Origin of the sequence: Lysinibacillus sp. 54212 (assembly GCF_036662795.1) — a bacterium.
Classification (GTDB): Bacteria; Bacillota; Bacilli; order Bacillales_A; family Planococcaceae; genus Lysinibacillus_B.
Genome location: NZ_JBAFWZ010000017.1, coordinates 1 through 24,746 on the forward strand (window position 1 = coordinate 1; position 24,746 = coordinate 24,746).

General features: G+C 39.4%; 26 protein-coding genes and 1 riboswitch. Of the genes, 6 read left to right on the plus strand and 20 right to left on the minus strand.

The window, feature by feature from the left end; genetic code table 11:
* Nucleotides 1-320: 320 nt before the first annotated feature.
* From V4T18_RS12440 to V4T18_RS12450, 3 genes are all read right to left on the minus strand, one after another.
* Nucleotides 321-1,088 carry a 3D domain-containing protein gene (locus V4T18_RS12440; protein ID WP_332649821.1) on the minus strand — a complete coding sequence of 256 codons (768 nt, stop codon included), beginning with the start codon at nt 1,086-1,088 and terminating at the stop codon, nt 321-323.
* A gap of 154 nt (nt 1,089-1,242) precedes the next feature.
* Entirely contained in the window at nt 1,243-2,085 is an 843-nt protein-coding gene (locus V4T18_RS12445; protein WP_332649823.1) for an aminoglycoside phosphotransferase family protein, read from the minus strand.
* Between the two features lie 105 nt (nt 2,086-2,190).
* Nucleotides 2,191-2,442 (minus strand): phage holin, encoded by a 252-nt coding sequence (locus V4T18_RS12450; protein ID WP_332649824.1) that lies wholly within the window; start codon nt 2,440-2,442, stop codon nt 2,191-2,193.
* 142 nt (nt 2,443-2,584) lie between these two features.
* On the opposite strand from V4T18_RS12450, the gene V4T18_RS12455 reads away from it, so the two are divergent.
* Entirely contained in the window at nt 2,585-3,277 is a 693-nt protein-coding gene (locus V4T18_RS12455) for an AIM24 family protein (protein ID WP_332649825.1), read from the plus strand.
* A gap of 54 nt (nt 3,278-3,331) precedes the next feature.
* Here V4T18_RS12455 and V4T18_RS12460 read toward each other — a convergent pair whose 3' ends face one another.
* From V4T18_RS12460 to V4T18_RS12470, 3 genes are all read right to left on the minus strand, one after another.
* Nucleotides 3,332-4,939 carry a Na/Pi cotransporter family protein gene (locus V4T18_RS12460; RefSeq protein WP_332649884.1) on the minus strand — a complete coding sequence of 536 codons (1,608 nt, stop codon included), beginning with the start codon at nt 4,937-4,939 and terminating at the stop codon, nt 3,332-3,334.
* Nucleotides 4,940-5,293: 354 nt separating this feature from the next.
* On the minus strand, nt 5,294-5,869 hold the full coding sequence (locus V4T18_RS12465) for a Fic/DOC family protein (RefSeq protein WP_332649826.1): 576 nt from the start codon (nt 5,867-5,869) through the stop codon (nt 5,294-5,296).
* Nucleotides 5,856-6,029, minus strand: coding sequence for a Zn-dependent hydrolase (locus V4T18_RS12470; protein WP_332649827.1), 174 nt, complete (start codon nt 6,027-6,029; stop codon nt 5,856-5,858). The genes V4T18_RS12465 and V4T18_RS12470 overlap by 14 nt, the downstream gene beginning before the upstream one ends.
* Nucleotides 6,030-6,445: 416 nt before the next feature.
* Between V4T18_RS12470 and V4T18_RS12475 the strand changes: the two genes are divergently transcribed.
* A complete protein-coding gene (locus V4T18_RS12475; RefSeq protein ID WP_332649828.1) occupies nt 6,446-6,580 on the plus strand; it encodes a hypothetical protein in 135 nt (44 codons plus the stop codon).
* Between the two features lie 107 nt (nt 6,581-6,687).
* Here the strand turns inward: V4T18_RS12475 and sstT are convergent, their stop codons facing one another.
* On the minus strand, nt 6,688-7,899 hold the full coding sequence (gene sstT / locus V4T18_RS12480) for a serine/threonine transporter SstT (protein ID WP_332649829.1): 1,212 nt from the start codon (nt 7,897-7,899) through the stop codon (nt 6,688-6,690).
* 1,083 nt (nt 7,900-8,982) lie between these two features.
* On the opposite strand from sstT, the gene qoxA reads away from it, so the two are divergent.
* The 4 genes from qoxA (at nt 8,983) to qoxD (ending at nt 12,795) form a co-directional block, all read left to right on the plus strand.
* Nucleotides 8,983-9,873, plus strand: a complete 891-nt coding sequence (gene qoxA / locus V4T18_RS12485) for a cytochrome aa3 quinol oxidase subunit II (RefSeq protein ID WP_332649830.1) — start codon at nt 8,983-8,985, stop codon at nt 9,871-9,873.
* An 81-nt stretch (nt 9,874-9,954) separates the two neighbouring features.
* Nucleotides 9,955-11,913, plus strand: a complete 1,959-nt coding sequence (gene qoxB / locus V4T18_RS12490) for a cytochrome aa3 quinol oxidase subunit I (protein WP_332649832.1) — start codon at nt 9,955-9,957, stop codon at nt 11,911-11,913.
* Nucleotides 11,913-12,512 carry a cytochrome aa3 quinol oxidase subunit III gene (qoxC, locus tag V4T18_RS12495; RefSeq protein WP_332649833.1) on the plus strand — a complete coding sequence of 200 codons (600 nt, stop codon included), beginning with the start codon at nt 11,913-11,915 and terminating at the stop codon, nt 12,510-12,512. The genes qoxB and qoxC overlap by 1 nt, the downstream gene beginning before the upstream one ends.
* Before the next feature lies 1 nt (nt 12,513).
* Nucleotides 12,514-12,795: a cytochrome aa3 quinol oxidase subunit IV gene (gene qoxD / locus V4T18_RS12500; protein ID WP_332649834.1), complete on the plus strand. Its 282-nt coding sequence runs from the start codon at nt 12,514-12,516 to the stop codon at nt 12,793-12,795.
* Between the two features lie 272 nt (nt 12,796-13,067).
* On the opposite strand, the gene V4T18_RS12505 is transcribed toward qoxD, so the two are convergent.
* The 13 genes from V4T18_RS12505 to V4T18_RS12565 form a co-directional block, all read right to left on the minus strand.
* Complete coding sequence (locus V4T18_RS12505) at nt 13,068-13,457, minus strand: hypothetical protein (RefSeq protein ID WP_332649835.1); 390 nt, start codon at nt 13,455-13,457, stop codon at nt 13,068-13,070.
* A 128-nt stretch (nt 13,458-13,585) separates the two neighbouring features.
* On the minus strand, nt 13,586-14,782 hold the full coding sequence (locus tag V4T18_RS12510) for a CbiX/SirB N-terminal domain-containing protein (protein ID WP_332649836.1): 1,197 nt from the start codon (nt 14,780-14,782) through the stop codon (nt 13,586-13,588).
* A complete protein-coding gene (locus tag V4T18_RS12515; protein ID WP_332649837.1) occupies nt 14,779-15,492 on the minus strand; it encodes a sulfite reductase in 714 nt (237 codons plus the stop codon). Before V4T18_RS12515 ends, V4T18_RS12510 begins: the two co-directional genes overlap by 4 nt.
* Nucleotides 15,493-15,506: 14 nt before the next feature.
* Nucleotides 15,507-16,481: an ABC transporter substrate-binding protein gene (locus V4T18_RS12520; RefSeq protein WP_332649838.1), complete on the minus strand. Its 975-nt coding sequence runs from the start codon at nt 16,479-16,481 to the stop codon at nt 15,507-15,509.
* A 17-nt stretch (nt 16,482-16,498) separates the two neighbouring features.
* Entirely contained in the window at nt 16,499-17,266 is a 768-nt protein-coding gene (locus V4T18_RS12525; protein WP_332649839.1) for an ABC transporter ATP-binding protein, read from the minus strand.
* Nucleotide 17,267: 1 nt separating this feature from the next.
* Nucleotides 17,268-18,308, minus strand: a complete 1,041-nt coding sequence (locus tag V4T18_RS12530) for a FecCD family ABC transporter permease (RefSeq protein ID WP_332649840.1) — start codon at nt 18,306-18,308, stop codon at nt 17,268-17,270.
* The gene (locus tag V4T18_RS12535) at nt 18,301-19,134 is read right to left on the minus strand and encodes a class I SAM-dependent methyltransferase (protein ID WP_332649841.1); all 834 of its coding nucleotides are present in this window, start codon (nt 19,132-19,134) and stop codon (nt 18,301-18,303) included. The genes V4T18_RS12530 and V4T18_RS12535 overlap by 8 nt, the downstream gene beginning before the upstream one ends.
* 124 nt (nt 19,135-19,258) lie before the next feature.
* Nucleotides 19,259-19,438, minus strand: a riboswitch (cobalamin riboswitch).
* The gene (locus V4T18_RS12540) at nt 19,426-20,898 is read right to left on the minus strand and encodes a cobyric acid synthase (RefSeq protein ID WP_332649842.1); all 1,473 of its coding nucleotides are present in this window, start codon (nt 20,896-20,898) and stop codon (nt 19,426-19,428) included. Its footprint overlaps the riboswitch before it by 13 nt.
* Nucleotides 20,898-21,437, minus strand: coding sequence for a cob(I)yrinic acid a,c-diamide adenosyltransferase (locus V4T18_RS12545; RefSeq protein ID WP_332649843.1), 540 nt, complete (start codon nt 21,435-21,437; stop codon nt 20,898-20,900). The genes V4T18_RS12540 and V4T18_RS12545 overlap by 1 nt, the downstream gene beginning before the upstream one ends.
* An 11-nt stretch (nt 21,438-21,448) precedes the next feature.
* The gene (locus tag V4T18_RS12550; RefSeq protein ID WP_332649844.1) at nt 21,449-22,003 is read right to left on the minus strand and encodes a nitroreductase family protein; all 555 of its coding nucleotides are present in this window, start codon (nt 22,001-22,003) and stop codon (nt 21,449-21,451) included.
* Nucleotides 21,997-22,761 (minus strand): uroporphyrinogen-III C-methyltransferase, encoded by a 765-nt coding sequence (gene cobA, locus V4T18_RS12555; protein WP_332649845.1) that lies wholly within the window; start codon nt 22,759-22,761, stop codon nt 21,997-21,999. Before cobA ends, V4T18_RS12550 begins: the two co-directional genes overlap by 7 nt.
* Entirely contained in the window at nt 22,758-23,390 is a 633-nt protein-coding gene (locus V4T18_RS12560) for a precorrin-2 dehydrogenase/sirohydrochlorin ferrochelatase family protein (RefSeq protein WP_332649846.1), read from the minus strand. The genes cobA and V4T18_RS12560 overlap by 4 nt, the downstream gene beginning before the upstream one ends.
* Complete coding sequence (locus V4T18_RS12565) at nt 23,387-24,745, minus strand: cobyrinate a,c-diamide synthase (protein WP_332649847.1); 1,359 nt, start codon at nt 24,743-24,745, stop codon at nt 23,387-23,389. Before V4T18_RS12565 ends, V4T18_RS12560 begins: the two co-directional genes overlap by 4 nt.
* Nucleotide 24,746: the final 1 nt, after the last annotated feature.

Genomic DNA, 24,746 nt, shown 5'->3' on the forward strand with positions numbered 1-24,746 from the left:
AAACAGGAAGAATAAAAAACAGAAAATTCAGTAAAATTTTATGCGACGGTAGTGATAATATGAGAGTATTTATTTTGATGAGGGGTTTTATACTGAAATGCTGCTCTTTTGTGCGGATGGACCTTCTTCTTGTTCGGATACACGCTTCTTTTGTGCGTATGGACCCTCTTCTTGTTCGGATACACGCTTCTTTTGTGCGGATGGCTACCTTTTGTGCGGATGGCTACCTTTTGTGCGGATAGCCCTCACTTTTATTAAAAAAGTAAAGCTCCAAATAGTCGTCACTATTTGGAGCTCCTAAAAAAGCACAGATACTATAGTTAATTTAACACTCTAATTTTAACTGTTTTGACGCCCCAGGCTATGGCATTTTCATAAGTTGGAATAAAGACATCAATTTTGTTACCTTTAATCGCGCCACCTGTGTCACCTGCAATTGCTTCACCATAGCCCTCTACCCATACCTTTGTTCCAAGAGGAATGATTCGTGGGTCGACGGCGATAACTTTTTGGTTTGGATTTGCTCGTAAATCAATGCCGTATGCAGTTGTTCCAGAGCATCCATCACAATAGGCTGTATAGGCTGTTGCAGTGACAATCATTTCTTTCCCCGTCAAATTAGAAGGTGGGGCGTTATTATTTGGCTTTGTCTTATTTGTATTCTGCGAACTACCACTTGTGGTGACTACTTTTTTCTTTTCCTCAAAATGGGATTTGATAGGAGTGATTTCATCCACCTCTTCACCACTTACAATTAAAACATCCCCAGGGTGAATTAAATCGCTCGTCAAATCGTTCCAACCTATAAGTGATTGAAGCGAAACACCGTGATTAACGGCAATTCGAAATAAATTGTCACCTTGAACTACCGTATACTTTTTCACTTCATCGTCATCGTTTAACAGCATTGAAATATCTAAAGCATCCCAAGTGTGAATGCTTGTCTCACCCAGGGCATTCTCATCAACTGAATTATATTTTGGATCTAAATTACTGGTGGCTAGCGGCAATGGGGTAGCTGCGTTTGCTACTGAACTAACTGAAAAAACAATTAGTAGCAGAACAAAAAAAGCATTAACTCTCAACATAGAACTCCTCCTTGTAGTTATCTGTAGCTTTTTGTCCAATTTTGGACAAAAAATACAGAAAACATACATTTTTTATCAAAAAATTAGAAACCATCTTCCAAATCAGCAAAAAGCTGTATGGGAAATGGTTTCTGACGAGGAGTTTCTCCCTATTTTATAATAGTTTTTTTAGCCACACTACCTTCTCAAAAGTACCATACCAGTCTTCCTCATCCTCTGTTGCCCAGCAAGATCGAACTGTTGTGAGCGCAATTGCTGCTTTAATAAGTCTGTTTCGATTTAAAGATAGTTTTTGCGTTATTTGCTCTATCCGGTTAGATAATACTTTTTCATTCTGACATTCGTTTAATATAAAAGGAATACAATCAAAATACTTATCGCCATTTATACCCTTTGGATCAATGCCACACCAGCCACGCTTGTTATCATACAAAATATTATAATGATGTAAATCACCATGCAGCAGCTCATTATTTCCGTCCTGCATTATTTCCTGAGCAAAGTGTGCTGCTAGCTCTAGGTCACCTTTTAGAATAGGGCCCTCGTGAGTATGTAATGTAGAAAACCACTGATATATATGTGGAAATCGTTCATCTGCTGGGGCACGTAACGCCTGCCAAGTGCTACAAAAAATCTCGATGGCTCTCTCCTCATCCATGGTTGACAGCATGCAGCCTGGCTGTATCCGTTCAAGCAATTGCGCACCGTGCTGATTATTTTTCGCAAGGAGCCTAACAAAGTTCTGACTTCCGTACAGCTCTGTCGCTAGCATTTCTAGGCTGATATCATTTCCTGGTACACCAAGCTTCAATACATAGGGCTTATCGTTTTTTATTACATAAATAATATAATTATAAGATAACCTCTCCATAACCTCTTCCATAACTAATCCCCACTCGTTGTTACACCATTCAATAGTAGTGGGTAACCTCGCTAACCATTGCTCACCCACCTCACCGAAATTTGCGATAATTCGTTGTTCAAAAGCTAGATCCATAAAAACACCTCTATTTCTATAAATACTACACTAAAATTGAGAAATAGGCGTAACAATAGACCATTTAGTCTGGATTAGCATGGGCACCTCTGACATTATCCGCTATTAGTTTGGACGTTCATACGTACATGCTCTTTCACTGTCACTCATTCCCTTTGTTGTTGGATCAACTACAACTCCTAGTAAAACAAGTATCGATAAAATCGTATTAAAAATAGATGTGAGCTGTTCACTTATTTGGGCGGTTAATTCGTAGCCAAATATTGCCGCTACCTGCTGCGAGAGTAAAAGAAGTAAAGAAAATAGTGCTACTAAAAAAGTTTTATGTCGGACGCGCACTCGCCAATTTATTCTCATACGATCCCCCTTTCGACATACTATGCAATAGGTAAGATAAAAAATGCGACAAAGGTTGATTTTTAGTAACGCATTATATTCTAAAAATTACGAATCTTTAATTTCCTATATACGTATAAAGGATAGTAAGGGGGAGATTGGCATGGGAAAATATTCTTTAAACGCATTTGTGGAAAACACGCAACAAGACGACAAGGATAATGACTACTTTGTCTTGGAAACTGAACGTGTATTAGAAGTCAACTTGGATGGTGAAGTTTGGTCTAAGATGGGCGCTATGATATCCTACATAGGCGACATTAAGTTTGAACGTGAGCGAGTGATGGAGCATGGCCTCGCTAAAATGTTTAAAAAAGCGTTAACAGGTGAAGGTACTCAACTTATGAGAGCGAAAGGTAAAGGGCGTCTTTACTTAGCCGATCAAGGAAAGAAAGTTACGATTTTTGAACTAAATAATGAAAGTATTTGTGTAAACGGCAATGATTTACTTGCTTTTGAACCGCAGATTGAATGGGATATTCATCTAATGCGCAAAATGGCTGGGATAATGGCAGGAGGTTTATTTAATGTGACGTTAAAGGGAAGTGGCAAGGTAGCGATTACTACGCATTTTGAGCCATTAACATTACTTGTAAAACCAGGGCAAACTGTTTATACAGATCCCCATGCAACTGTGGCTTGGTCTGGCAATCTAACACCAGAATTTATAACAGATATTAGCTTCCGTACATTTATTGGTCGTGGAAGTGGTGAGTCGATACAGATGGCTTTCTCAGGTGAAGGGTTTGTAATCATCCAGCCCTTTGAAGAAGTATATTTCTCGAATGAAGGCTAATGAAAAATAAAAAAACATGAGTGACGGATCTATCGTCAGCTCATGTTTTCATTTTTACTTTGTTTCTATTACTGTTTGTGCGATATTCACTGCATGATCCCCAATTCGTTCGAGATTACTAATAATATCAGCAAAAACAATGCCTGCAGAGCCTGAGCAAATTCCCTCATTTAAACGAAGGATATGACGTTTTCGAAGCTTTCGTTCCATCTCGTCGATTTTATCTTCATTCGCCATTACTTCTTCTGCAAATTTTACATCACGTTGATCTAGTGAACGAACAGCTAACGATACTGTTTCGACTGTTAGCTCAAACATTTCGTTCAATTCTTGCATAGCATCCTTACTTAACTTCACACGATTATTTTCTTTATAATCTATTAACTCAATTAAGTTTTCAAAGTGGTCCCCAATCCGTTCAATATCACGAATGTTTTCTAGTAGTGCATGGTGGACCTTAGAATCATGCGAAGATAGTGACTGCTTAGAAAGTGAGACTAAATAATCTGTCGACTTTTGATCTAAATTATTAATTGCTTCTTCCAGCAGTGCTGTTGTACCGGCATGTTTATTGTCCTGTGTATTTAAATACTGCAGTGCTTCTTGTAAGCCATGTACACTATACTCACCCATACGTACAATTTCCTGTTTGGCTTGTCCAATCGCAATAGATGGTGATTGTGTGATTAAGCTATAGTCTAAATATTTTGGTTTATATTCAATTGCAGTATCTTCACCCGGTATAAGACGTGTCACTAGCCATGCCCAAACACCTATTAACGGTAGCTGAATTAAAGTATTCATAACGTTAAATGTACCGTGCGCAAAGGCGATTTGCATTTTTTCCTCAAGACCAAGGACGCCTGTAATCCATTCTATATACGCGGTAAACGGAACTAATAAAAGCACAAAGATAACGGTACCAACGACATTAAATAAGACGTGTGTGGCAGCTGCACGACGAGCGGCAACAGATGCACCAAGCGCTGCTAATATCGCTGTAATTGTCGTACCGATGTTATCTCCAAATAGGACAGGTAATGCACCTTCTAGTGGCACTAAACCTTCTGCATATAAGCCTTGTAGGATCCCTACTGTTGCCGATGAGGATTGTACAATTACTGTAAATACTGTACCAACGATGACCCCTAAAAATGGTGTATCACTCATACTAACTGTTAAATCCAAAAATGGCTGCCATTCACGAAGCGGCTTCATACCGCCACTCATCAGCTCTAAACCGATAAAAAGACCGGCAAAACCGAATAGGACTTGTCCGATATTTTGAACTGTACTCTTTTTAAAGAAGAACAATAATACTGCACCGAGCGCCATAATTGGATATGCATACTCGCCAACATCAATTCCTATAATAAACGCTGTAATGGTTGTCCCGATATTCGCCCCCATTATGACACCGATTGCCTGACGAAGCTTCATAAATCCGGCACTCACTAAACCGACTGTAATGACCGTCGTCCCTGAGCTCGATTGAATGAGAACGGTAACAACAATACCGACTAAAACACCCATTAATGGATTTGTTGTAAATTTATCTAAAATATCACGTAAACGGTCGCCAGCTGCTTTTTGTAGACCGTCTCCCATAAATTTAATTGCAAAAAGGAATAAGCCTAACCCTCCAAGAAATTCAAATATCATTTCTTGCCAATTAATTTCCACTATTGTCACCTCGATAAAATTATTCACGGAGTCTACCGTATATCCGGATAATAGATTTAGCTTACTCTATTTTCACAGACAAGTTTATTTCCTGCTTTAATATTACTCATCTGCGGAAGAAAGTAAATATCATTACAAAAACGAAATATTAAATTTACACTACGTTTACAAAACTATAACGAAAGGGACATGATTTTTATTTTAGCTTAAAATTGTTATGTTATTCTGAAATTTCGATAATTACTTTCAACTCAATTATTTACATTTCATTTGTTTCCATAAAAAAACGATGTCACCTAATTTAGGATGTCCATCGTTTTTATTATTGCTACATTATAGTTTTACTAATGTTTTAAAAAATAGGCGTTGAAGTTTAGTACTATTATGAACAGACGCAATCATCGCAAGCATGTATTCCTGTGAATCGATATTCGCATATTGCCAATCATACCCTTTGGATTTAGCGTAATATTGGATGAATATACGAATGGCTCTCCCATTCCCTTCTCTAAAAGGATGTAGCATATTCAATTCTGCTTTGTAATAAGCTAGTTTTTTTGCTGCCTCTTCTACTGTTGACCAATTTTTTTCAGCCGCTATTTTCGTAAAAATGTCAGAACTAATCGCTGCAATATATTGAAACTGACAAAATTGTGTTGTTCCTTTAGCTAACTGTACGCTCCGGATGTCTCCAGCAAAATCATATATATCCCGAAATAAATGACGGTGCAGATTTTGCAATGAGTTCATTGTAAAAGAATCTAGTACATATGTGCCGTTCTCCACTTGTAAGGAGCGAATGATGAATACATATTGCTCAGCATTTTCAAGATCCTCGTAAGTTGTTATTCCTAAGCAGTTATGCGCTAATAAATAATCCTCATCTTTACCGAAATTATATTTTTTCAAGGTTTAACGCTTCTTTAATCATAGTAGGTGTTAATATTTTTTTGGAGTTAACGACGTCAATTGCTTTTAAGGCTAATTGTTTGTTGACTTGAAAATTTTCGAGTAATAAATTTTTTTCAACGCGTTTAAACTCTGGAGAATCAATAGTGATTTTTGTCATCCAATTTCCCTCCTACATAACTATATTATATCTTATTTAAACCAACCGAAGCAATTTCAACGACAGAAAAAACCCTAAATAAATTTAGGGCTCCGGACTGTAGACAAAGTATTCTCTTAGAAATCGGCAAGCCTCGCCACTGCCCTTTTCGTGAAGAGGCTTCCCTGGTTTTCCAACATATTTTAATCCATTCTTCAAAGTACAATTCATACAAATCTTTTTCCAAACAAACGGAGAATGAAATTGGAAAAGGTCGTTGTAGTTACTTTACGAAGAAGATTCTCCTGTTAAAAGCTATTGGATTGTAAGTATTTCAAGTTGGTAACGTCACTTATTCTATTTTTATACATCACCTGGCACATTATATTAAATATAAAGTGACATATCTTATCATTAGGCAACAGGAGTTGATTGTAGTGAAAGGCGCGACACTCCTGCAGGAATCGCGCGCGCTGAAAATCCATTTTTGCGGCGGATCGCCGCAAAAATTAGTTGAAGCCGTGCCTGCGGAAAGGGAGCGCATGGAACGGAGATCAACGGTTTTTTACTAATAAATTTTTTTAAAATAGACTATAGGCATACTCAATATTATATGAGTTTATCTAAAATTCAAAAACCCTAAATAAATTTAGGGCTCCGCTGAATTAATTAATTGATTTTATTTACTTTTTCTATTTTTTGCTTGCTCAGCTGCCGCTGTAAATACGACATCTGATGATGAGTTAAGGGCTGTTTCGCATGAATCCTGAACTACACCGATAATAAAGCCAATTGCTACTACCTGCATCGCAACGTCCACTGAAATACCGAATAAGCTACAAGCTACTGGAATTAACAACAGTGAACCGCCCGCTACTCCAGAAGCACCTGCTGCTGAGACTGCTGATACAACCGCTAAAATTACAGCTGTTGCTAAGTCGACTTCAACCCCTAAAGTATGAGCTGCTGCAAGCGTTAGGACAGAAATGGTAACTGCTGCACCTGCCATGTTGATCGTAGCACCTAATGGAATCGATACAGAGTATGTGTCTTCATCTAATCCTAATTTTTCACAAAGCTTCATATTAATTGGAATATTTGCAGCTGAACTGCGTGTAAAAAAGGCTGTCATGCCACTTTCCTTTAAACTTATTAATACAAGTGGATAAGGATTTTTTCTTGTATAAATGAATACGAGTAATGGGTTTACTACAAGTGCAATGACAAGCATAGACCCAACGAGTACTAATATTAGCTGTCCATAGCCCTTCAAAGCAGAAAGTCCATTTGTAGCAATTGCATCAAAAACTAGCCCCATAATTCCAAAAGGAGCTAAGCTAATAACCCATTGTACTACTGTTGAAATTGCATTTGAAATATTTGCAAGTCCTTCCTTCGTTGATGGACTTGCTTGCTTTAATGCAAGACCTAAAACAATGGCCCAAGCTAATATCCCAATGTAATTGCCATTCATAAGAGAGCTTACTGGATTCGATACGATATTAAATAGCAGTGTTTCAAAAACTTCACCTATTCCACTAGGTGGTGCTACATCTTGTGCAGCTTCCTTCAACATTAATGTCGTTGGGAACATAAAGCTTGCCACTACTGCTACGAATCCAGCTAGTACTGTAGCGATTCCATATAACATGACAATGGATTTCATGTTTGTTTTTTTTCCGATTTTTTGCCCTGCAATCGCGTTAATAACTAAGAAGAACACTAAGATAGGTGCAACAGATTTTAATGCACTTACAAACAATGCGCCTAACATTGAAACGCCGCTTGCCGAACTTGGGGCAGCTACCGCTAAAATTACTCCAATAACGATACCTATAATAATTCTATTCACGAGGTTAATAGAATTCCATTTTGTTATTATTTGTTTCATATATTTCCTCCGAGCGCACGGATTGTTCTTTGGGTGCGGATATTTGTTTTTCTACAGAATACATATTAGCATATCATTTTATATTTTCGTATAAAATTGATTAAAAACATAAATTTTTGTCTTATTTGAGTTTTCCAATGCAATAAAACCGCCAATTGTCGAACAAATGAAAGAATCCTTCGTTTTCTAATGACCTACATCGATCATTCTAAAATGTTAGCGGACCAAGCGATTTCTTCAAGTCATACTTTTTCCCCAGGAAGCCGTGGCCTATTCCCACTTGTCACTATCGTTTAACAACATCTCAAAACTTGCTTTTTCACATTAGGTTCCCGTTCCTCATAGCAATTAGTGAATTTTTAGATTAAGTAAACATAATTGGTATAAATGACATCTTTTCCTTATAATAAAACTCCATTTAAACAGCTCTTTTGAATCTCAACTCTTACCGTTTTTTTATACTTTTCTGTAAAATAGTCACTATTTCCCCTCAAGTTGACCACCTTTCTTTAAATTTCGATTATTCCAACATTTTAAGCTTGTCATAAATACGCCATAAATAAACTCTGTATCAAAACTCTCGAAAATGTCGATAAATGTCGAGTTGAAGCCACTTTTTACTCCCCGAACTATTCCCTAGTAGATTTATCCACTATGACTCTATAGTTCTACCACTCATAAAGTTATATTATTTTTTTGACTATAGGCTAATAATTTTATAAACTTTCTAAGCAGTCAGAGGTGATTGTCATTATATAAATCAAAAAGTTCTATTCGACAATTAGAACCGCTAGATGTGATGGTGACAGATTCTATTTTAGGGAATATTTTGTTAATTAACTGCTAGCAGTAATGAACGATTACGACAGTAGCCTTTTTTTAGTAAGGAATCGGATATTTGTTCGACTCAAGTTTAGTACGAGTGAACAAGAATCATCGTCCCATCCTGTATGATTTTATATCACTGTTTACCTCAGACATGCTGTATATACCTATTACTAATCGTTTTCCACTATCTCAATAGTGCAAATAGGTAAATACGACATCTTTTATTAGCTATATCTAATTGAAAGGAGTCCAATTATGAAAGTGAATATGAAAGGGACTTTACTAGCATCAATCGTCTTTGGCACTTTGCTTCTTGGTGGATGTAATCCCTTATTAGTGCTTGATCCTAAAGGTCCTCAAGCCGAAGTACAAGCAAACGATACAATGATGTTAATTTTCTTAATGTCTGGAATTGTTATTGTTGTACTTGCATTACTGGTATTTATGCTATTTAAATACCGCGCCTCGAAACAAAGCCCTGACTACGAGCCGCCACATATCCATGGTCACTGGCTAGTAGAAACAATTTGTATCGGGGTTCCAGTGCTTATCGTTCTATTCTTATCTTTTAGAACGGTAGAAAGTAACTATTTAGTAGAAAGTGCTCCAGAACAATATAAAGAGGAGGAGCCATTAGTAATTTATGCATCTTCTTCAGATTGGAAATGGCACTTCAGCTATCCAGAACAAGGTATCGAAACAGTTAACTACTTATACATTCCGGCAAACCGCAATATTGAGTTTAAGTTGTACTCTTTCGGACCGATTACAAGTTTCTGGATTCCACAGCTAGGCGGTCAAAAATACGCGATGGCCGACATGGTAACAACACTTCACCTAGCTGCTGATGTTGAAGGAGAATTCTGGGGACGTAACGCAAACTTTGCAGGTAGAGGAACAGCTGAACAAACATTTGATGTAACAGCGATGTCTCCAGAAAAGTTTGACGAGTGGGTGGAGGAAGTACATGCAACTGCTAAACCACTTACAGAAGATAAATTCGAAGAGCTATTAGAGCCTGGTCACCTTGGTCGTTCAACTTATACAGGTACACACCTTGAGTTCTCACCAGCGCCAGAGCATAATCACGGCAATTCAGCTTCACCAAATGCCGACCATAGCGAACATGCAGGTCACGAAGAATAAGACACTGGACACGAAGATCCTTCTTCTCATTAATGATGTTAACTAAAAAGACTGGTCTAGTCTGAAAGGAGTTACAACAGTATGGAATTTTTTGAGCGCTTTATGATACCACATCCAAGTTTTTTAATTTACGTTGCAATGGTGTCAATTGTGCTTGTATCGATTGCATTAGTCGCGGTGGTCACATACTTCAAGCTATGGGGTTACTTATGGCGTGAATGGATTACAACTGTCGATCATAAAAAAATCGGTATAATGTACTTACTAGTAGCACTCTTAATGTTATTCAGAGGTGGCGTTGATGCTGTAATGCTACGTTTACAGCTAGCTGTTCCGGATAATACATTTTTAGATGCACAACACTATAATGAAGTATTTACAACACACGGGGTAGTCATGATCCTATTCATGGCGATGCCTTTTATCACATTTTTCTTTAACTATTTAGTACCTTTACAAATCGGGGCACGTGACGTTGCGTTCCCACGTTTAAATAACTTAAGCTTCTGGCTATTCTTTATGGGTGCAATGCTATTCAACCTATCATTCGTTGTTGGGGGATCTCCTGACGCAGGTTGGACTTCGTACTTCCCATTAGCTGATAATGAGTTTAGTACATCTGTTGGTACGAATTACTACATGATTGCCATCCAAATTGCTGGACTTGGTACATTAATTACAGGTATTAACTTTATTACAACAATCATGAAAATGCGTGCACCAGGTATGACATTATTTAAAATGCCAATGTTCACTTGGTCAGCATTAATTGCAAACTTAATCGTTGTATTTGCTTTCCCAGTTCTAACTGTAGCGTTAGCAATGGGGGCGATGGACCGACTATTTGATACGCAGTTCTTTGCTATCGGCAACGGTGGTATGGACATGCTTTGGGCCAACCTATTCTGGGTTTGGGGTCACCCTGAAGTATATATCTTGATCCTACCGGCATTCGGTATTTTCTCAGAGGTTATTTCAACATTCGCACGTCGTAACCTATACGGCTACAACTCGATGGTTTGGTCGATGATCATTATTTCTGTGTTTGCATTCACAGTATGGACGCACCACTTCTTTACAATGGGACAAGGTGCTTTCACAAACTCGATCTTCTCGATTACAACAATGGCTATTGCGATCCCAACAGGGGTTAAAATATTCAACTGGCTATTTACGCTTTATAAAGGGAAAATTGAATTTACAACACCAATGTTGTATGCAGTTCACTTTATCCCATTATTCACACTTGGTGGTGTAACAGGGGTTATGCTTGCAATGTCCGCAGCTGACTACCAATACCACAATACGATGTTCTTAGTTGCTCACTTCCATAACGTAATCATCCCTGGTGTTGTTTACGCGATGTTAGCTGGTTTGACATTCTACTGGCCAAAAATGTTTGGTTTCATGCTGAATGAAAAAATCGGTAAAGCAACTGTTTGGGTAATGTCGACTGGTTTCGTTCTTGCGTTCATTCCAATGTATATCACTGGATTAGACGGACAAGCTCGTCGTATGTACACTTATTCAGAATCAACTGGCTTTAGCGCTTTAAACATGGTGTCATTCGTTGGTGCAGGAATCATGACTGTATCATTCATCATGTTAGTTTGGAACATTTGGTATAGCTTCAAAAACTCTCCACGTAACATCGGTTCAGACCCATGGAATGCACGTGGCTTAGAGTGGGCAACACATACACCAGTTCCAAATTACAACTTTGCAATTACTCCTGATATTTCAGAAAGTACTTCTGAAGCATTCTGGGATATGAAGAAAAAAGGTACAAAGATTTTCAAAGGCAATATTGAAAAAATTCATATGCCAAATAACTCTGGTGTTCCATTCATTATGAGTTGTGGATTCTTCCTAGGAGGATTCTCATTAATCTTTAGTATGTGGATTCCAGCGGTTATCGGTTTAATCGTAATTCTTGGAGGTATGGTGCATCGATCATTTGAAAAGGATCATGGTTACTATATTCCTGCTGAAGAAGTAAAGGCAACTGAAAATCAATATGAAAAGCGAGGTGCGAAATAATGGCTAAAGTAGATCACTCACGCCCGCTAGAGTATAGTACAGAGGAAAACAACATGAAGATCTTTGGTTTCTGGGTATTCCTTGGTGCGGAGATTATGCTGTTTGGAACATTATTCGCCGCTTACTTTACATTAGTAGACCGTACAGGTAGTGGGCCTACAGGTGCGGAGATTTTTGAAATCGGTCCAGTTCTAGCTGAAACATTTATTCTTTTAGCAAGTAGTTTTACAATTGGTCTTGCCATTCATGCGATGCGTTTAGGCAGTAAGAAGGCAACCCTATCATTTATGGCTGTAACTCTACTATTAGGTTTAGCGTTCTTAGGTGTTGAAATCTATGAATTTACACACTATGCACATGTTGGCGCTGGTATTACAGTAAGTGCCTTCACGTCAATCCTATTAACAACTTTAGGAACTCACGGCTTGCACGTAACAGTTGGTCTATTCTGGGGAATCTTTATCATGATCCAAATTTGGAAACGTGGTTTAAATCCAGAAACAGCGAATAAGTCTTTCATCTTCTCGCTATACTGGCACTTCCTAGACGTTGTATGGATTTTCATCTTCAGTTTCATTTACTTGAAAGGAATGATGTAATATGGCAAAGTTCTTTCCAATCGGTCAAGTAATGGGATTTATATTCTCTTTAGTTTTAACAGCTGTTGCCCTGCTTGTTTACTTCATGGATATGTCCATGACAACAGGAATTACGGTACTATTAGTAACTGCATTCCTACAGGCTGGTCTGCAATTTATGATTTTCATGCACGCTGGTGAAACAGAAGACAAGTGGTCAATCTATTCAAACATTGTATATGGCTTTGCAATGGTTATTATTACAGTGTTAGGTACACTACTAATCCTTCTTTGGGATATGTAATTTAGAAAAGTGGAAGCACCTGTTTTGTCCCAACACGCACTACTTGGCACTCAATCGAAAGCATCTTTTCGCTTTCGATTGAAGGACAGAAGCGACCTTGAGGGGCTGGGCGCTGAAGCATTTAGAAATATTAGCATTTTATAGGCTTGGGAACGTAAAATCGTCTAGGTGACTTTACGGCGATAAAATGCATAATGAGAAGCGAATGAATCTTACTCGATTCATTCGCTTTTTATTTTAGTAGAAGTGATTCAAACTAAGCTATTTTAAATTTAAATAGCTCCACCTATTGACATATCAAAGTGTGTTTCTTGTCCATTTTTATACAATTTAATAAATTCAAAGTCTCGGTCGTCTAGCTGAATTTTATAAAGATGTGTTTGAACTCCAGCGTCTTCTTGTGGTTCTTCATCAATTAGTATTTTTAATGCATTGTTTGCAACTTCAACATTTACAGTTACGTTTCCGCTTGTGTTTAGTACAAGATATGAAGGCTCACCCTCTTTACCATTTATTAATTGCGCATAATATTGTGTGTCATAAAGTGTTTCCACATCTTGAATTTCTTTCGGTACTTTTTTCAGTTCAGTTATTGATAATTCTGCGTTACATGCACCCAAAAAGAGTAGAGCCATTGCCATCATTAGTATTAGCTTTTTCAATCTCAACCCCTCCTGTATTTTCATCAATTCTAGTATACACTCGAAATTACACATAATACCATTTGGATGCAAAAAAAGTCAAAGCTCGATAGAATACGAAGCTTTGACCTTGTAATATTTTTGGATGATTAATGATGATGATGATGCTCATAGCCGTTTTCTTCGGCAAACTTGCGGAAGTTTTCTAGGTCCTGCATACCTGTTGATGTACCATCGATCGCTTGCTGCAGTCGTTCAATGAGTACTTTCTTTAAATTTGGATGATAGCCGAAGTATTGTGCAATTGTAATATCCACCTCTGGATACTCCTCTATAAAGCTTTCGGCCATTTTCCCCATACGTTCCATTAAAATCCCTGTAAACAAGAAGTAAGGAAGCATAATGATTTTTTTGGCACCTAATTTAACACAACGTTCAATCCCCTGCTGAACAGTTGGCGTTGTTACACCCATAAAGGCACTTTCCACCATCGCCACATCGAGCTTTTCCCAAAGTAGGCGGCTGATTTTGTAAACGTCACCATTCGCATACGGGTCACTTCCACCACGAGCAATCAATAGAATAGCTGTACCCTCATGCTTCGCATCCACATCAAATCCTGTTTGGGCTAGACGTGTTTTTAAAATTTCAAAGATTTCTTCATGGATGCCAATCGTTTGCCCATATGTGAAGCGAACATCAGGGAAATGCTCTTTAGCATGCTCAATTTCGGCTGGGATATGTAGCTTTGAGTGCCCGGCGTGTAATAGGATGATGGGAATAACATGTATTTCATCAGCACCCTTTTCAACACAAAGTTGAATCCCATCTTCAATGTTTGGTGCAGCGAATTCTAGGAAGCACGTTTCAACAAGCAAGGCTGGATCAATATATTCTTTTGTTTGCTCGATAAACTGACGAACTTCTTCATTTCCAGCTTCAAGCTTACTGCCGTGTCCAACAAATAATACAGCCTTTTTCATTGGCCCGTTCCCCTTCCTATATTTATTAATGCCTTTGATTCGGTTTGTTTTACGCTCACGTTCACCATTCTCCATAGAATAAATGATTGATTCTTCTGCTACCGTCTCATGCACAATATCCCTTGCTGTTTGCTCTTCCTGCACTGAATACCAATTACCTTTTGGATAATCAATGACGACACATTTATCCTTACAGCGACCATTACAGCGTGTACGTGATGTATGAATTTTTTCATCTAAACGATTTTTTCGGATTTCATCTCGGATTTGCTGTGTTACCTCCTCTGCACCAGCCCCCATACATGTTGCACCGTTGCAGATAAGTAAGTGTCGTTGCATCTCCATCAAATTCCACGTTGTCATATTTGCCCTCCTTCAGCTAATTGATGTAATTTTCTTTGTAGCTGCCCTTCAAGTGTTGTTGTTCGTTTAATAAAGGTTGAAAATTTTTCAGTTTGTGAAGCGTTATAAAGCTCCAGTAATACGCTCAAAATCTCTTCTATATGTGCTTCTGGCACACGAGTAAGTATTTTTTTCCCTGAGCTTGCACTTCTCCCCATCGGAATCGCTCCAGCATATAAATCGAAGTGTCCGCGATGATACACAAGCGCAACATCATCTTGCACTGCGTTATAGCAAGCGGAAGTACATGCATTAAACCCAATTCGAATGCGGCGTTTCAGCGGTATTTTTTCAAAAGCATTTAGTAGCTCAGTCGCTATTGGCAATGCCTCTAACCGATCACCATCGCAAAAATCACAGCATTTTAAGACTGCACATGCTCTAGGCGGAACAACATATAAACCTACCACCGTTAGCTGCTCGATAATTTGAGGCAGTATTTCTGTTTTAACAGAAACAAGTAAGCTATGGTTTGCGGAATATTTCACCGCCCCTTGTTCAGCAAGGCTGGCAAGCAGAGCGAATTGCTGTGGAGTAAAATGTTTATTAATAATGCCCGACCTTACAGTTAAGCATGTGTATTCGTCATTTTTATTTAGTTTGGCATAGGTTTTTTCTGGCATTGGCAATAGCATAGCCTGCTTAAAGTTTGCACGATACAACTCTTCCATGTTCTTTTTCTCCATTAATACGCTTCTGGATAGAAACCTTTTGCGAGGATTTCTACTGCATCAGCTACACGAATACCTTCTGATGCTGCTGATAATGGTAAAATAACGAAGCGTTCATTTTGTACAGCCGGTGTTTGGCTTAAGGCAGGATCCGCTTTTAAGAATTGAATTTTCTCTTCTGCTGTTGTCTCTCCATAATCGATTACGACGATGACTTCTGGTTCACGCTCTACTGCTGCTTCCTTTGAAACGGTTGCCCAGTTATCTTCTACATCACCAAACACATTTTCTCCGCCCGCCATTGTCACAAGTGTATTCATAAAGTTTTGTGCAGCTGTGAAAACATCAGTTTCACCGCTATCAAATACTAAAACCTTTAATGGATCCGTTACTTCTGGCAATTTCTTTGTAGTTGCCTCAATATCCTCATTCATCTTCTTGATAAGCTCTTCGCCGCGCTCTTCTACTTGGAAAATTTTCGCGATATTACGGATATCTCCGTAAATATCATCTAAGGTTGGAGCCATATTTACCGACGATGATTGTAGGTAGCTAGAGATGCCCATTTCTTTTAGCTCTTCACGAGTGGCAATGTTTTTCTCATTAAAGGCGCTGCCCCAACCGCCATATAAAAAGTCCGCTTCTACTGAAACAATTTGCTCCTTCGTAGGGTATTGCTCGGCTAACACCGGTATCTTCTCATAAGCTTCTTGGAATGGCTCATAAATTTCATCATCCAAAAATGCAGTACCAACCATAGAATCCTCTAATCCAAGAGCTAACATAATTTCAGTTACATGTTGGTTAAGTGAGACCGCTCGAGTTGGTGCTTCTTTATATTCGATAGGGAAGCCTTCATTATCGATTACTACTTTTTCCTTTGTAATTTTTTCTTCTCCTGCTTCTGCAGGCTTTGGTTCACCATTAGTGCATGAAGCTAAAAACAGCGAAGCGAATAATGCTAATGTCATCCAAAGTTTTTTGTTCATCGATGTAAAACCTCTTTCTATTTTCTTTCTGTATAAAAAAATAAATGGATTTTTTTCGTATATGGATTTTCTGCAACCCCTGCATTTATGCCAAACACATCTTGCAAGGTTTGTTTTGTAAAAATCTTCTCAGGCTTGTCGTATGCATATATCCGACCTTCTTTCATGACGATGATTTCATCACAATAGCTTGCCGCTAAGTTTAAATCATGAAGCGCGGAGATAATTGTAATAGGCAAGTCTTTTACTAAATCCATCAATTGATATTGGTGAGCAATATCTAAGTGGTTCGTTGGTTCATCTAAAATGAGTATATTGGCTTTTTGAGCAAGTGCTCGTGCTAACATTACTCGTTTTTTCTCTCCTCCTGATAAGTGGCTAAACGTACGAGTAGCTAGGTGGTCAACATTGGCTAAACGTAAACTCTCTTCTACAATTCGGTAATCTTCTTGATTATCTGAAGAGAGCCATTTTTTATACGGTGTACGCCCCATCATAACAAGATCCTTCACTGTAAAATCAAAAAGCACAGGGGTTTCCTGGCTAACAACGGCAATCTCTTTAGCAAAATCCCTTGGAGATATTTTCAAAATATCCTTTTCAAATAAGGTAACTAGGCCGCTAGATTGCTTTAAATAGCGATACAATACTTTTAGCATCGTTGATTTGCCACTGCCATTTGGTCCTACAATCCCGACAAACTGACCTTGTTCAATTGAAAAGGATAAATCGTGTAAAATTTGCTTTTCAACAACTGAAAATGATATTTGTTTTGCTTCAAGCATGCTAGTCACCTTCTCCAAATGAATAATTTTGTCTTCTTAACATCCAAATAAAGAATGGACTACCACATAATGCAGTAATAATTCCAATCGGCATTTCCTCTGGTGCAACAACTATTCGTGCGACAAGGTCCGCCCACACTAAAAATACTGCACCTAACAATGCACTAATTGGCAGCACGAACTTATAATTCGAACCGACAAACATACGAACGATATGTGGAATAATCAGTCCAACAAAGCCGATGCTTCCACTCACAGCTACGACAACCCCTGTAAGCAGTGATACAAAAATAATAATAAATATCCGGAACTTTTCTAAGTTAATGCCAAGTGTTGCAGCTGTTTCTTCACCAAGAAGTAGCGCATTTAGCTGCCGATAATTCATCCAAAGTAAGCAAAATACGATAAGTAACGTGAAGGCTGGAATACCAATATTTGACCACTTTGCACCTGCTAGGCTTCCTAGCATCCAGTGCATAACCGCTTGAATTCCACCCTGTTGCTTTGACATCATTAGCATAAAGTTTGTTATTGCTGATAGTACAAGTGATACTGCAATTCCTGCTAGCAACAATCGAATTACAGAGGTTCTACCATTCACTCGTGCAAGGAAAAACACAACAATTACTGACAAAATTGCTCCAAGAAACGCCGCAAAGGAAAGCGCATAAACGCCTAGCATGCTAAAAGCACCTAATAATATTACGGAAGTCGCGCCAACCGATGCCCCTGAGGATACGCCCAAAATATATGGATCGGCTATCGAATTTTTTACAAGTGCCTGAATCGCTGCCCCACTAATAGCAAGAGCTGCTCCAACGACTGCAGCCAATACAACACGTGGTGCACGAATTTCCCAAATTATTATCGCCTGAGCCTTTTTTACTCCCTCTCCTAAGGACAGTCCGATTTTTGATGCTAGCACTTCCCATACTACAAATGGTGTCAAATCAACCGATCCTACCATTACAGCAAAGGTCATCGAAAAGAGTAATGCCATAATAAGTACTATACTTATTGCTATTAATCTTACTTTAGACATGTAATTCAACCGGCTCCCAGCTAATTATGGCAGCATAGAATGTATGTCGGTATTCATACTGACCATCGTGATACGCTATAAAAGGTTGTAGTGATTCTTCTACATGGGCTAGATCATACGTATCGGATAAAATTTTCTTGCTTTGAACATGAAGTAGCTCTTCCATAGTTTCATAGCGATATGTGCGCTCCAGCTTAATCATTTCGCAATCCCCATAAATTCCTAATTGATAGAGCATATTGATTATTTCAATATAATCTCTTCTAGGATACTTAATATCGTAGCCATACTTTTTATCCAGCACCTCATAATGTGGCTGAATCGGTCCTGTCGTCATACCGATAATGGCACGCTTCTTCGCGAGTGCATTCATTTTTAATAATGTTTGATTCATTTCATACATACGGTAAAAGCAATTTACACCAACTATCACATCATGCGGCTTTAAATCTACCTCTTCCCATTTTCCAAGAACAAATTGAATAGGATCTTGCTCCTTAAAGTACTGCTTCAAATAAGCTAGAACACTTTGGGAGCCGTCCACAAGCGTTAACGAATCAGCATCAGCATATAGTGGAAACGTGTAATTCCCCCAGCCTGGACCAATTTCAATGATGCTTGCTCCTTTCGGAATATGGCGTCTCATGCTTTCGTATATTGTCTTTGCGTAAGCATCGGTTTGTTTATACTTTTTTTTCTTCATTGATTGTGACCAGAAGGCTTCTTCAAGGGAATCGTCTACCATGCGCTCTGGCATATTGCCGCTCCAATCGAGCATCCCCTCCTGCCACTTCTTTTCAAAATCAATCACTAAAGGTCCCTTCACACCATCACACCCTTTTTTACATCTATTAGAAATCAAAAAAACATGTAAACAAAATGTCTACATGTGTAAGCAGCAAGTACAAGATAGGTATGTTGTACAATGCTGCCCATAATCCCGTAGGAACATTTTGTCATTTGCATCAGCAGGTCTCCTGGCTTTTCATCAACGCTTGTCACACCTTCCCGTCTATTGACAGTGGCTATTGTGAGTTGCTAAGAATTACAGTGGCGGGTACCGCGGTGACTTTTCATCACACTTCCCTATTAAGTAGCTGTTACGCTACACTGATGCTCATTTTATTAAGCTATATAATTTCTCCATATCGAGATGCTCGCGTACATGTTGATCAAGCATTTCATAAGCCTGCTCCCTGCGCTCAAAATCCGACACGACATCCTCGGATATAATTTCTAATCCTTTTTTTTGCCGCAATTCGTTGAAGTAATGACGGGTAAAATGTCTGTTTTGGAAAATGCCATGCAAGTAGGTACCAATAATAGTTTCTGTTATGACACCATCCGTTCGCTCATCATCAAATTGGATAAAAGGCTGGATAGGTTGTGTAGCTTGACTTCGACCTAAATGAATTTCATATCCTTGAATGGCATGTCCAGAACTGGTTGTACCTGTCACCTGCACCGTTCTCTTCTCAGGGATAAACGTCGTTTCAATTGGTAGTAAACCAAGTGTCATATATACCCCTCCGTTACCCTCAATCGCCTGCTCATCGATTATGATTTCACCTAGCATTTGATAACCGCCACATATCCCTACTATTTGACAGCCATTTTGAGCTGCATGCAAAATTCCTTGAGCTAACCCAGTTTCACGTAGCCAAATAAAATCATCGACCGTATTTTTTGTGCCGGGAATAATGATCAGGTCTGGGTTTTTCAATTCTTTTAGAGAGGAAACGAATCGTACACCGACACCCGGTTCCTCAAAAATCGGATCTAAATCAGTGAAGTTTGAAATATGAGGCAAACGGATAACAGCTACATCCATTTCGAATTCATTTTGCAAAGGCTTTTTTAAACGTAAGCTTGAAAGCGCCATAGAGTCCTCTGCCTCAATTTGCACATCAATATATGGAATGACACCAAGCACTGGGATATTAGTATACTCCTCAAGCCACTCAATTCCGCTTGTTAGTAGCTCCTTCATTCCTCTAAACTTATTAATGATTATGCCTTTCACACGTACGCGTTCTTCCTCATCGAGTAGCATTAACGTCCCAACTAGTGATGCAAATACACCACCGCGCTCAATATCCGCTACTAAAATTACCGCTGCATCTGTTTCATGTGCCATCCGCATGTTGGCAATATCACGGCTTTTTAAGTTAATTTCAGCAGGGCTACCTGCACCCTCTAATACTAAGACTTCAAATTGGGACTCTAGGCGACTTAATGCCTTTCTGACTTCAGGCATCACTTCTTCGACGAAATTCTCACGGTACGAAAGGGCATCCATATTCGCATAGTGCTTACCATGCAGGATAACCTCTGAAATCATTTCACCCTTTGGCTTTAGTAATATTGGATTCATATCTGTAGTTGCTATGACCTTGGCCGCCTCTGCCTGTACACCCTGTGCTCGTCCAATTTCGCCACCGTCTTGTGTGATGTACGAGTTGAGAGCCATGTTTTGTGATTTAAAAGGGGCAACCTTATAGCCATCATTGGCAAGGATGCGGCAGAGCGCGGTACTTAGCACACTTTTACCAACATCGGATGAGGTTCCTTGAATCATAATTGCTTTCATTAAAATTCAAGTCCCTTCATTGCTTTGACATCTTGATCCTCGTAATAATGCTTTGTTGCATCGATAGTTGATACTAAATCTGCAAGTGCCACAATCGAAGGATGAGCTGATCGTCCTGTAATGACTACATGCATAGTCTGTGGACGATTTTGAATGGCTTCTAGCACCTCAGCAAGTGGCAGCACATCATCAATTGGAAAGCGTGAAATCGCTAATGCATTATTTAATTCATCCAACACTAATAAGTCAATCGATTCATCTTGTAGAGCTGCCTTCACAACCTTCCAAGCCTTCTGTAGTGCTAGACGGTGTTCCTCAGGCGTTTTTGTCCATGTGAATCCAACGCCGAGCTGCACCATTTCTAAGCCTAACTTTTGTAGCGCTAGCCCTTCTCCATATGTACGATCAGGTGATTTAATAAATTGAAAATATTTTACGTTCATTCCTCTACCAAGTGCTCGTAATGTGACACCTAATGAGGCGGTCGTTTTCCCTTTTCCGTCCCCTGTATAAACTAATAGCATACCTTTCCGTGCCATTTATGTTCCTCCTATAGCCACGTCGTTTTTTCTGAAAATGGAGTACGTTTTTTCTCCGTTGTGATTTGCTCTTCTGGGTAGCCAATGCACAGTGTTCCAACTAGTTGCTCTGTATGAGACGCTCCAATAAACTCATGTAAGCCTGACTCATGTACAAGACCGACACCTCGTGTACGCCAAACCATGCCAAGTCCTAATTTTTCTGCCATTAACCACATCGACATAATGGCGCTACTAACGGCAAAAGTGTTATCAATTGTCGCTCCTTCGTCACCATCAACAATTGCTGAGGTCACGACAATAATGAGTGGTGTTTTTGTGACAGCTTCCATCGAGCTTTGAACGAGATTTGATTTCGTTGGAAAACGTTTTTGTAAATAATCCAGTGCAACCTTTTCATAACGCTTTAAGCTATCTCCTTGAAGCACATAAAAATGCCAAGGCTCTCGCATGCGATCGTTCGGTGCATAGGTTGCAGCTTCTAATAATTGCTCGATTTTCTCGCGTTCTACATCACGTGCCTCGAATTGACGAACGGCACGACGTTTTTTTAATGCTTCTAACATGATTCGATTTCAATCCTTTCTGAAAACCATGTAATCTCTTCACGAACTCTCACGACATCGCCGACTAGTATCATTGCTGGATTTGAGATGTGCTTATCTTTAATATCCCCAGCAATGGTAGCAAGCTGCCCTGTAATCGTACGCTGCTTTTCAGTTGTCCCCCACTCAATAACGGCTACAGGTGTTAAGCTATTTTTTCCATGCTCGATTAAGCTTTTGGCAATATGGTCGATATTTCCGACACTCATATAAAATGCCACCGTATCAATTTGAGAAAGAGCTGACCAATTTAAAAAGTCCTGTTTTTTTTCTGCACGTCCATGACCTGTCACAATGGCAAAACTCGTCGCATGATCACGATGAGTAACAGGAATTCCTGCATACGCTGGGGCGGCAATACCTGCTGTAATACCCGGTACAATCTCAAATGGAATTTGTGCCGCTCGACAAACAGCTGCCTCTTCTGCACCGCGTCCGAACACAAATGGATCGCCACCCTTTAAACGAAGGACTCTTTTACCTTGCAGTGCTTGTTCAACGAGCACGCGATGAATTTCTTCTTGAATTAAGCCATGCTTTCCAGGCTCTTTACCACAATAGATTAGCTCTACATTCTCTTTTGCATGGTGAAGCAGCACCGGATTTACTAAGCGGTCATATAAAATAACATCTGCCCCTTGAATGCATTCTAGCCCTCGTATCGTTAATAATTTCGGATCACCTGGTCCTGCTCCTACAATATATACATATCCACTCACAGCGTTTCTCCTACTAATAATCTTTGTAAATATTCTTCACACTTTGCTATTTCTCCGTTTTGTATCCATTCATGAACATATGGCTCGAGTAAGGCTGAGAGTGCATGTTTTTTGGCATCGCCTTGTAACTTTGAAAGGATTCGCTCTCTTGCTTCCTTTAAAAAAGCTACATACTGCGCGTAAGAATCGTCGTATTGCTCGACTAAATCCTCCTTAATTTTGCGTGTTAAACCTGGGCTTGCACCTGAAGTCGAAACCGTTAGCACTAAATCTCCTTGGCGTACAACTGCCGGATTGATAAAATCAACACGTCCTTTAGCATCGGCTCGACTGAGTAACTGCCAGTGCTGCGTCGCTTCTTCTACAGCATTATTAACCTCTTCGCTATCCGTTACGGCAAAAATGAGCGCAGCATCGTCTAAATCTACTGGCTCAAAATATTTTCCCTTCCATTTCACAGTACCTTCCGAAATATAGTGTTGGAGTTTTTCTGTCACATTGGGGCTCACGACCGTCACATCTGCTTTTGTAGGTAACAGCGCCTCTACTTTTTGACGCGCAACATGCCCGCCACCTACAACGACAACCTTTTTATAATCGATATTCATTAATAGCGGAAAATAGTTCATTCTTTTACCTCCAAGCAGGCGCTAAGCCAGTTTTGTACTAGGGCTGGATTTGATGCAAAATGAAAATGCGTGTAGCCTGCTACTACGTTCCTATGTAAATAACCCTCCTGCTGTGCACGGAATCGACCTTTACTAAAGTAAGCATATGAATCATGCTCCCCTGTATAAGTTGAATAATGGAATTCATGCCCTTTTGCTAGCTCATCTGCACCTATGAGGAAATTGCCTTCCGTTCCTGTAATCTCCCGGTAGCCGAGTGAGGCTAACTTATCCTGCATCGTAACAAAACCAGGAATAGCACCTAACATTTCAAAGGATTGTCCTTCACGATCTACTATTCGTTCTGTTAAATACATATAGCCACCGCATTCTGCAAGCGTTGGTAATCCCTTTTCGATTGAGGCTAATATTGATTTTTTAGCCTTTTCATTTTGTGCTAATTGCTCAGCAAACTCCTCTGGGAATCCCCCGCCGATATAAAGACCTTGCGCAACAGATGGCACCTCTTCATTATTTAATGGTGAGAAGAAATGCAGCTTCGCGCCGTATGCTTTTAATAACTCTAAATTTTCTTCATAGTAGAAGTTAAATGCCGCATCCTTTGCTACAGCAAGATGAACCTCTTTTGCTCCTTGCTGTTTATCAAAAATAGACGATTCCATCTGTAATGGAGTAGTCCGTGTAATCGCCAGTAGCCCATCTAAATCGACTGTCTCTTCGATTGCAGCTGCTAACGAATCAAAATATTCATTTAAATCTCCGCGCTCGATTGCTGGGACTAAACCTAAATGACGACTTGGCATTACTGGTACAGCACCCTTCGGTAAATATCCGATAACGGGCACGCCGCATTCTTTTTCAATGGCTGTTTTAACGATTTCATAGTGACTTTTGCTACCTAATTGATTGGCAATTACACCGACGATATTTATATTATCATCTAATGTTTGGAATCCTTTTACAATCGCGGCCACGCTCCGAGCCATACTTGCTGCATTGACAATTAAAATAACGGGGCTATCCGTAATCTCACTAATATGTGCTGCAGAGCCCTCATTTGAGAGTGGTGATTTGCCATCATATAGACCCATCACCCCTTCAACGATACTAACATCTGCATCCTTACTTGCTCTAGCCACAATGGCACGTACAACATCATGCTCCATCATAAAGCTATCAATATTCCGTGAAGGTCTACCTGTTACTGCTGTATGATAGGTCGGATCAATATAATCTGGACCACATTTAAATCCTTGTACGGTAAAGCCTCGTTTCATTAGTGCACGCATAATGCCGATTGTGAACGTCGTTTTCCCTACGCCACTTCCTGTACCAGCTAATACAAATCGATTCATG

Coding starts and splice junctions, on each gene's coding strand:
- V4T18_RS12445 (WP_332649823.1), bottom strand. CDS start 2,085: ATGGATCTAGCTTTTGAACAACGAATTATCGCAAATTTCGGTGAGGTG.
- qoxC (WP_332649833.1), top strand. CDS start 11,913: ATGGCTAAAGTAGATCACTCACGCCCGCTAGAGTATAGTACAGAGGAA.
- sstT (WP_332649829.1), bottom strand. CDS start 7,899: ATGAAACAAATAATAACAAAATGGAATTCTATTAACCTCGTGAATAGA.
- V4T18_RS12520 (WP_332649838.1), bottom strand. CDS start 16,481: ATGAACAAAAAACTTTGGATGACATTAGCATTATTCGCTTCGCTGTTT.
- V4T18_RS12455 (WP_332649825.1), top strand. CDS start 2,585: ATGGGAAAATATTCTTTAAACGCATTTGTGGAAAACACGCAACAAGAC.
- V4T18_RS12560 (WP_332649846.1), bottom strand. CDS start 23,390: ATGAACTATTTTCCGCTATTAATGAATATCGATTATAAAAAGGTTGTC.
- V4T18_RS12525 (WP_332649839.1), bottom strand. CDS start 17,266: ATGCTTGAAGCAAAACAAATATCATTTTCAGTTGTTGAAAAGCAAATT.
- V4T18_RS12540 (WP_332649842.1), bottom strand. CDS start 20,898: ATGAAAGCAATTATGATTCAAGGAACCTCATCCGATGTTGGTAAAAGT.
- V4T18_RS12530 (WP_332649840.1), bottom strand. CDS start 18,308: ATGTCTAAAGTAAGATTAATAGCAATAAGTATAGTACTTATTATGGCA.
- V4T18_RS12565 (WP_332649847.1), bottom strand. CDS start 24,745: ATGAATCGATTTGTATTAGCTGGTACAGGAAGTGGCGTAGGGAAAACG.
- V4T18_RS12515 (WP_332649837.1), bottom strand. CDS start 15,492: ATGGAAGAGTTGTATCGTGCAAACTTTAAGCAGGCTATGCTATTGCCA.
- V4T18_RS12545 (WP_332649843.1), bottom strand. CDS start 21,437: ATGGCACGGAAAGGTATGCTATTAGTTTATACAGGGGACGGAAAAGGG.
- V4T18_RS12470 (WP_332649827.1), bottom strand. CDS start 6,029: ATGACAAAAATCACTATTGATTCTCCAGAGTTTAAACGCGTTGAAAAA.
- V4T18_RS12450 (WP_332649824.1), bottom strand. CDS start 2,442: ATGAGAATAAATTGGCGAGTGCGCGTCCGACATAAAACTTTTTTAGTA.
- qoxA (WP_332649830.1), top strand. CDS start 8,983: ATGAAAGTGAATATGAAAGGGACTTTACTAGCATCAATCGTCTTTGGC.
- V4T18_RS12460 (WP_332649884.1), bottom strand. CDS start 4,939: ATGATATTTGAATTTCTTGGAGGGTTAGGCTTATTCCTTTTTGCAATT.
- qoxD (WP_332649834.1), top strand. CDS start 12,514: ATGGCAAAGTTCTTTCCAATCGGTCAAGTAATGGGATTTATATTCTCT.
- V4T18_RS12550 (WP_332649844.1), bottom strand. CDS start 22,003: ATGTTAGAAGCATTAAAAAAACGTCGTGCCGTTCGTCAATTCGAGGCA.
- V4T18_RS12440 (WP_332649821.1), bottom strand. CDS start 1,088: ATGTTGAGAGTTAATGCTTTTTTTGTTCTGCTACTAATTGTTTTTTCA.
- V4T18_RS12510 (WP_332649836.1), bottom strand. CDS start 14,782: ATGACAACGTGGAATTTGATGGAGATGCAACGACACTTACTTATCTGC.
- qoxB (WP_332649832.1), top strand. CDS start 9,955: ATGGAATTTTTTGAGCGCTTTATGATACCACATCCAAGTTTTTTAATT.